The sequence below is a fragment of the Butyricicoccus sp. AM78-15b2TA genome (assembly GCF_027665985.1).
Lineage (GTDB): Bacteria > Bacillota > Clostridia > Oscillospirales > Butyricicoccaceae > Agathobaculum > Agathobaculum butyriciproducens.
Genome location: NZ_JAQEHY010000002.1, coordinates 358,521 through 364,881, shown reverse-complemented (window position 1 = coordinate 364,881; position 6,361 = coordinate 358,521). Strand labels below are relative to the sequence as shown.

The window sequence follows — 6,361 nt, the reverse complement described above, 5'->3', positions numbered from 1 at the left end:
TTCGATACCGGCCACTTCACCTTCTCCAAGGAGGACGCCGTCAAGGCAGCCAAGGAGTTCGGCCCGCGCATCGGCCACGTTCACCTCAAGGACATCCGTCCGGACATGATGGAAAAGGCATATGCCGAGGGCTTCAAGTTCCGCAAGGCGGTTCTCGAGGGCTGCTTCACCATTCCGGGTGACGGCTGCGTAGACTATCCGGGCGTATTTAAGGCTCTGCACGATGCACACTACGAGGGCTGGTTCATCGTAGAGGCCGAGCAGGACCCGGCAAAGGCAAATCCGCTCGAATACGCAAAAATGGCGCGCGAGTATATCAAGAAAACCGCAGGTATCTGATAAGGAGGATTACAAATGGAGAAGATTCGTTTCGGTATCGTTGGCATCGGTATGATGGGCAGAATGCACGCCACCAGCCTGCAGCGTAATCCTCACGCAGAGGTTGTAGCGGTTTGCGCCCGCACCGAGAGCAAGGTCAAGGCGTTTCAGGAGGAATTCGGCGTACCGTATGGCTACACCAATGTAGACGAGCTGGTAAACAATCCCGAGGTTGACGCAATCGTTGTTGCAACCGGCGCAGATGCTCACAAGGCACCGTGTCTGGCAGCCTGCAAGGCCAAGAAGCATATCTTCTGCGAGAAGCCGCTGGCTAAGACCCTTGAGGACTGTGAGGAGATTGAGAAGGCCGTAGCCGAGAACGGCAGCAAGTGCTTTACGGTCGGCTTCATGCGCCGCTTCGACCCGTCCTACGCAGAGGCGAAGGAGAAGATCCGCGCCGGCGCGATCGGCAAGCCGATCCTGTTCAAGGGCGTTTCGCTCGACCCGTCCAGCGTGCTCGAGGCACATCTGGAAGGCGTCAAGAAGGGCATTTACGTTCCGTGGTTCATCGAGATGGGCAGCCACGACACCGACCTTGCACGTTGGTTCCTCGAGGGTGATCCGGTCGATTCCTTTGCAACCGGCGATGCTTATGTCTGCACTGGTCTGGCAGATTACAACGACTACGACAACGGTTTCTCGCTGACCAAGTTCGATAACAACACCACCGCCTACATTCAGGTAGGCCGCACCGCAACCTGCAGCCATGTTGAGAGCGAAATCGTCGGCACCAAGGGCACGCTGCGTGTCAACTCGGTACCGCGCAAGAACTACCTCTCGCAGTTTACCGAGAACGGATTCGTGGAAGAGTGCCAGGAGAGCTTCCTTGCCCGCTGGGGCGAAGCGTTCCAGGCGGAGATCGACGACTTCGTTGACTGTGTACGCACCGGCCGCAAGCCGGAGACCACCGCACACGACGGCACGATGAGCCTCAAGTTCTGTCTGCAGCTGCATCAGGCATATCTGGACGGTAAGAAGAAGTAAATTACAACCGCTTTTTATGGCAATACCGCATAATTGGACAAGAGCGATTTGCGAGTAAATTTTGCGCACTGATAAGGCGCGGTTTTGCAGCAATACTGACGTATTGCAAGAAATCGCAACGCAATCAGGGGACAAAATTTCCGCAAAGCGCCGCAGCTTTAAGTGTGCGGTGTTGCCTTAGATAAAGGAAAAAAGGAGATTCACATCATGAGCAAGAAGGAACTCGCTATTGGCGTACTGGGCGCAGGCGGCAACATTGGCCACACCCATTCTCAGAACATTGCAACCTATGTAGACGGCGCTCGTTTGGCTGCTGTTTACGATCTGAACACCGAGCGCGCCGAGGAGGTCGCTAAGACCTACGGCGCAAAGGTAATGGCAAGCGCAGAGGAGCTGATCGCTTCTCCCGAAATCGACGCTGTTGTTATCGCATCCTGGGACGGCACCCACGCTGATCTGGCGGTAAAGTGCATCCAGGCCGGCAAGCCGGTATTCTGCGAGAAGCCGCTGGCTACCACCCTCGAGGACGCGAAGAAGGTCGTAGAGGCGGAGAAGGCTTCCGGCAAGCGTCTGCTGCAGATCGGCTTCATGCGTCGCTTTGACCCGGACTACATCAAGATGAAGAAAATCCTCGACTCCGGCGAGCTGGGTGCTCCGCTGATGGCGCACTGCATCAGCCGTACCCGCAGCCATCCGAAGAACCACACCACCGAGCAGCACATTACCAACATTGCGATCCACGAGATCGACATCTGCCGCTGGCTGCTGGGTGAGAACCTGAACGAAGTCGCTGTTCGTTTCCCGCGTGCTACCTGCTTTGCAGAAGGCACCTGCCAGGACCCGCAGCTGGTACTTATGCAGTCTGACTCCGGCGTACTGATCGACGTTGAGGTTTCCGGCAACAGCTACTACGGCTATGAGATCCTGTGCGAACTGGTCTGCGAGAAGGGCACCATCCGCCTGCCGGTAGCGGCAGAGCCGATCGTCCGTTCTTACCTGCAGTGCGGTCAGGCAATCCCGGAGGACTGGACCAACCGTTTCGTAGTTGCTTATCAGGAAGAGCTGCAGCACTGGGTAGATTACCTGCAGGGCAAGACCGACGTTCCGGGCCCGGGTGCTGAGGACGGCTACGAGGCATGCAAGATCTCCGACGCACTGATCAAGGCACAGACCACCGGTCAGTGGGAAAAGGTAGAGGCATAATCCCCGCAAATGGTATACAGCAGGGGCGGGAATAGGTGTGAAACCGCCCCTGTTGATATAAAGAAGGTCATATTACCCGGTAATATGATTCCAATAGACCACTTGTCTAACAGGAGGAAAGAAAGATGAAGAGAAGCAACCTTTTTAAGCGTTCCGCAGCGATGCTGTTGGCAGGACTGATGGCAGTTTCCATGAGTGCATGCGGCGGCAGCAGCGCATCCGGCAATGACTCCGGCGATTCCCAGGCAAGCAGCAGCGGCGACACCCATAAGCTGAGCGTAGTGCTCAAGACCACCTCTTCCGAATACTGGAGCTACGTTATCGCAGGCATCGAGCAGGCGGAAAAGGATCTCGGCAACGTAGAAGTTGACGTACGCGGCGCAAACAGCGATACCGACTTCGACGGTCAGCTGAACATGGTAGAGACCATTGTAAACGCAGATATGTGCGAGGCGATTGCAATCGCACCGCTGCAGGCAGACCAGATCGCAAATGCACTGACTGGTGCAAAGATTCCGGTTCTGGCGATCGACACCAATTTTGATCAGGCGGAAACCTTTATCGGCACGGCGCACGAGGACGCTGCTTACGAGGGCGGCAAGTATGTAGCCGAGAAGATCGGTAAGGGCGGCAAGGTTGTTATTCTGGCGAATATCCAGGGCGAGTCCACCTCTGAGGCTCGTGTAGCTGGTTACAAGAAGGCACTTGAAGAAGGCGGCTGCGAGATTATCTCCACGCAGTACACCGACGGCGTAGGCGACAAGGCTGTTACCGTAACCGATGGCGTTCTCCAGTCCTTCGCGGACATCGATGCGATCGTATGCTGCGCAGACGATGTTGCGCTCGGCGCATCCCGTGCCATCAAGCAGGCAGGCCGTGACGGCGACGGCATCATCGTATGCGGCTTCGACGGCATCTCCTCCGGCGTACAGGCAGTTGTTGACGGCGAAATCTCCTGCACCGTTGCACAGGACCCGTACAACATGGGCTACCAGTGCGTTAAGAGCCTGCTCGACGTTGTAGAAGGCGAAAAGCTGGATGACTTCATCGATACCGGCTGTAAGGTCATTACTCCGGACAATGCACAGGAGTATCTGGACAAGCTGAAGAGCCTGGTATAAGCATTATTTTCTGATCCCTCACTCTCACTCTCGCGCTTGGGAAAACGCTCCAATGTTCCTCCCATTCTTCATGTCATTAAGACATACTCTCTAATATTTTTTATTCTCTCTCTTTTAACTAACCCATAAGTTTTCTTCTCATATTGCTGGAAAAGCCGCTTATGCGGCTTTTCCTATACCCCGATTCGGTTTGGCGAAAGGATATTTGACCAATGTATCAGATTTTGAAAAAACAAACGCTGAACGCAAACACCAAGCTGATGGTGATCGAGGCACCGCACGTTGCCCGCAAGGCAGAGCCGGGTCAGTTCATCATCCTGCGTGTCAGCGCAGAAGGCGAGCGTATTCCGCTCACGATCGCAGATTTTGACCGTGAAAAGGGTTCTGTCACCATCATTTTTCAGGAGGTCGGCGCAACGACGATGGCGCTCGGCGCGCTGAATGAGGGCGACTGCCTGCATGATTTTGTCGGTCCGCTCGGCAAGGCGAGCGAGCTTGAGGGTCTCAAGAAGGTCGCTGTTGTCGGCGGCGGTCTGGGCTGCGCGATCGCATATCCGCAGGCCAAGAAGCTGCACGAAATGGGCGCTGAGGTTGACCTGATCGCCGGTTTCCGCAGCAAGGACATCATCATCCTCGAGGACGAGATGAAGAACGCCTGCACCAACCTGCACATCGTGACCGATGACGGCTCGAACGGCCGCAAGGCACTGGTTACGCAGGTGCTCAAGGAGTTGATCGACGCGGGCAACCAGTACGATGCCGTTATTGCCATCGGTCCGATGATCATGATGAAGTTTGTCTGCGAGACCACTCGTCCGTACGGCATCAAGACCATCGTTTCCATGAACACCATCATGGTTGACGGTACCGGCATGTGCGGCGGCTGCCGTCTTACCGTTGGCGGCGAGACCAAGTTCGCGTGCGTAGACGGCCCGGATTTTGACGGTCACCTCGTTGATTTTGACAGTGCAATGCGCCGCGGTGCCATGTACAAGGCACAGGAGCGCGCGGCGGTAGAGCGCCGCGAGGAGCATTGCAATCTGTTCAAGAAGGAGGTCAAGTAATCATGCCGAATATGAATCCGAACAAGTGCCCGATGCCCGAGCAGGCGCCGGACGTCCGCAATAAGAACTTTGAAGAGGTAACGCTCGGCTACACCGCTGAAATGGCGATCGAGGAAGCACAGCGCTGCCTGAACTGCAAAAACAAGCCCTGCATGACCGGCTGCCCGGTACAGGTTAAGATTCCGGAGTTTATCGCTCTGGTTGCTGAGGGCAAGTTCCTCGAAGCGGCTGCCAAGATCAAGGAAACCTCCGCTCTGCCGGCTGTCTGCGGCCGTGTCTGCCCGCAGGAGAGCCAGTGCGAGTGTCACTGTGTCCGCGGCATCAAGGGCGAGGCTGTAGCCATCGGCCGTCTGGAGCGCTTTGTAGCCGACTACGCGCGCGAAAACAGCACCGAAAAGGCAGTAAAGCCGGAGTCCAACGGTCACAAGGTTGCCATCGTTGGTGCAGGCCCGGCCGGTCTGACCTGTGCAGGCGATCTGGCTCGTATGGGTTACGAGGTTACCGTTTTCGAGGCACTGCACACCGCCGGCGGCGTTCTGATGTACGGAATTCCGGAGTTCCGTCTGCCGAAGACTATCGTGCAGAAGGAAATCGACACGCTGAAGGACCTCGGTGTTGAGTTTGTTCTGAACTTCGTTGTAGGCCGTTCTGAGACCATCGACGAGCTGTTCGGCGACGGTTACGAGGCCATCTTCGTTGGCTCCGGCGCGGGTCTGCCGACCTTTATCGGCGTTCCGGGCGAGAACGCAAACGGCGTTTACTCCGCGAACGAATACCTGACCCGCATCAATCTGATGAAGGCGTACAAGGAGAACTCCGACACCCCGATCTACCACGCCAAGAAGGTCGCAGTAGTCGGCGGCGGCAACGTTGCAATGGATGCTGCCCGCTGTGCAAAGCGCATGGGCGCGGAAGAGGTCTACATCGTATACCGCCGTTCCGAGAAGGAGCTTCCGGCTCGTCTCGAGGAGATTCACCACGCGAAGGAAGAGGGCGTTGTATTCAAGTTCCTGACCGCGCCGCTCGAGGTGCTGTCTGACGAGAACTTCAACGTCACCGGCCTCAAGTGCCAGCAGATGGAGCTGGGTGAGCCGGATGCGTCCGGCCGCCGCCGTCCGATCCCGGTTGAGGGCAGCGAGTTTGTACTCGACCTTGACTGCGTCATCGCGGCAATCGGCACCAGCCCGAACCCGCTGATCCGTCACACCACGCCGGGTCTGGATACCAACCGCAAGGGCTGCATCGTGGCTGACGACGAGCACGGCATCACCTCCAAGGACGGCGTGTTCGCCGGCGGCGACGCCGTTACCGGTGCGGCTACCGTTATCCTCGCAATGGGCGCCGGCAAGCGCGCTGCGGCTGCAATGGACGAGTACATCAAGAATAAGAACAAGTAATTTTTGCTTGCTTATGCGAAAAAGAACCTGTCTTACGGCAGGTTCTTTGAGACTGTCGAAAAACTTCGTTTTTCGAGCAGCCTCTCGCTCGAAACCACGCTTTCGAGCGAATACTGAAGAAAAACCGCGCCCTGCGGGCACATTTTTTCTTCCCTTGTATAAAAAGTCAGGTACACGCCCCGACTTTTTATGAATTTGCTCCGCAAATTCTATT

The 6,361-nt window shown here is 56.4% G+C and carries 6 protein-coding genes; all 6 read left to right on the top strand.

The genetic code is table 11. The features are described 5' to 3' along the window. Positions 1 to 339, top strand: a 339-nt coding sequence (locus tag PGS25_RS03765; protein WP_270417750.1) for a TIM barrel protein, incomplete at its 5' end; no start/stop codon positions are given. 15 nt (positions 340 to 354) lie between these two features. Continuing rightward, positions 355 to 1,362, top strand: a complete 1,008-nt coding sequence (locus tag PGS25_RS03760; protein WP_117489167.1) for a Gfo/Idh/MocA family oxidoreductase — start codon at positions 355 to 357, stop codon at positions 1,360 to 1,362. A gap of 207 nt (positions 1,363 to 1,569) precedes the next feature. After that, on the top strand, positions 1,570 to 2,565 hold the full coding sequence (locus tag PGS25_RS03755) for a Gfo/Idh/MocA family oxidoreductase (RefSeq protein ID WP_118286022.1): 996 nt from the start codon (positions 1,570 to 1,572) through the stop codon (positions 2,563 to 2,565). Positions 2,566 to 2,690: 125 nt separating this feature from the next. Continuing rightward, positions 2,691 to 3,686 (top strand): sugar ABC transporter substrate-binding protein, encoded by a 996-nt coding sequence (locus PGS25_RS03750; protein WP_117752380.1) that lies wholly within the window; start codon positions 2,691 to 2,693, stop codon positions 3,684 to 3,686. A 212-nt stretch (positions 3,687 to 3,898) separates the two neighbouring features. Continuing rightward, a complete protein-coding gene (locus PGS25_RS03745) occupies positions 3,899 to 4,750 on the top strand; it encodes a sulfide/dihydroorotate dehydrogenase-like FAD/NAD-binding protein (protein WP_118286024.1) in 852 nt (283 codons plus the stop codon). A 2-nt stretch (positions 4,751 to 4,752) separates the two neighbouring features. Further along, complete coding sequence (gene gltA, locus PGS25_RS03740) at positions 4,753 to 6,147, top strand: NADPH-dependent glutamate synthase (RefSeq protein WP_117492301.1); 1,395 nt, start codon at positions 4,753 to 4,755, stop codon at positions 6,145 to 6,147. Positions 6,148 to 6,361 lie beyond the last annotated feature (214 nt).

Coding starts and splice junctions, on each gene's coding strand:
- PGS25_RS03745 (WP_118286024.1), top strand. CDS start 3,899: ATGTATCAGATTTTGAAAAAACAAACGCTGAACGCAAACACCAAGCTG.
- gltA (WP_117492301.1), top strand. CDS start 4,753: ATGCCGAATATGAATCCGAACAAGTGCCCGATGCCCGAGCAGGCGCCG.
- PGS25_RS03755 (WP_118286022.1), top strand. CDS start 1,570: ATGAGCAAGAAGGAACTCGCTATTGGCGTACTGGGCGCAGGCGGCAAC.
- PGS25_RS03760 (WP_117489167.1), top strand. CDS start 355: ATGGAGAAGATTCGTTTCGGTATCGTTGGCATCGGTATGATGGGCAGA.
- PGS25_RS03750 (WP_117752380.1), top strand. CDS start 2,691: ATGAAGAGAAGCAACCTTTTTAAGCGTTCCGCAGCGATGCTGTTGGCA.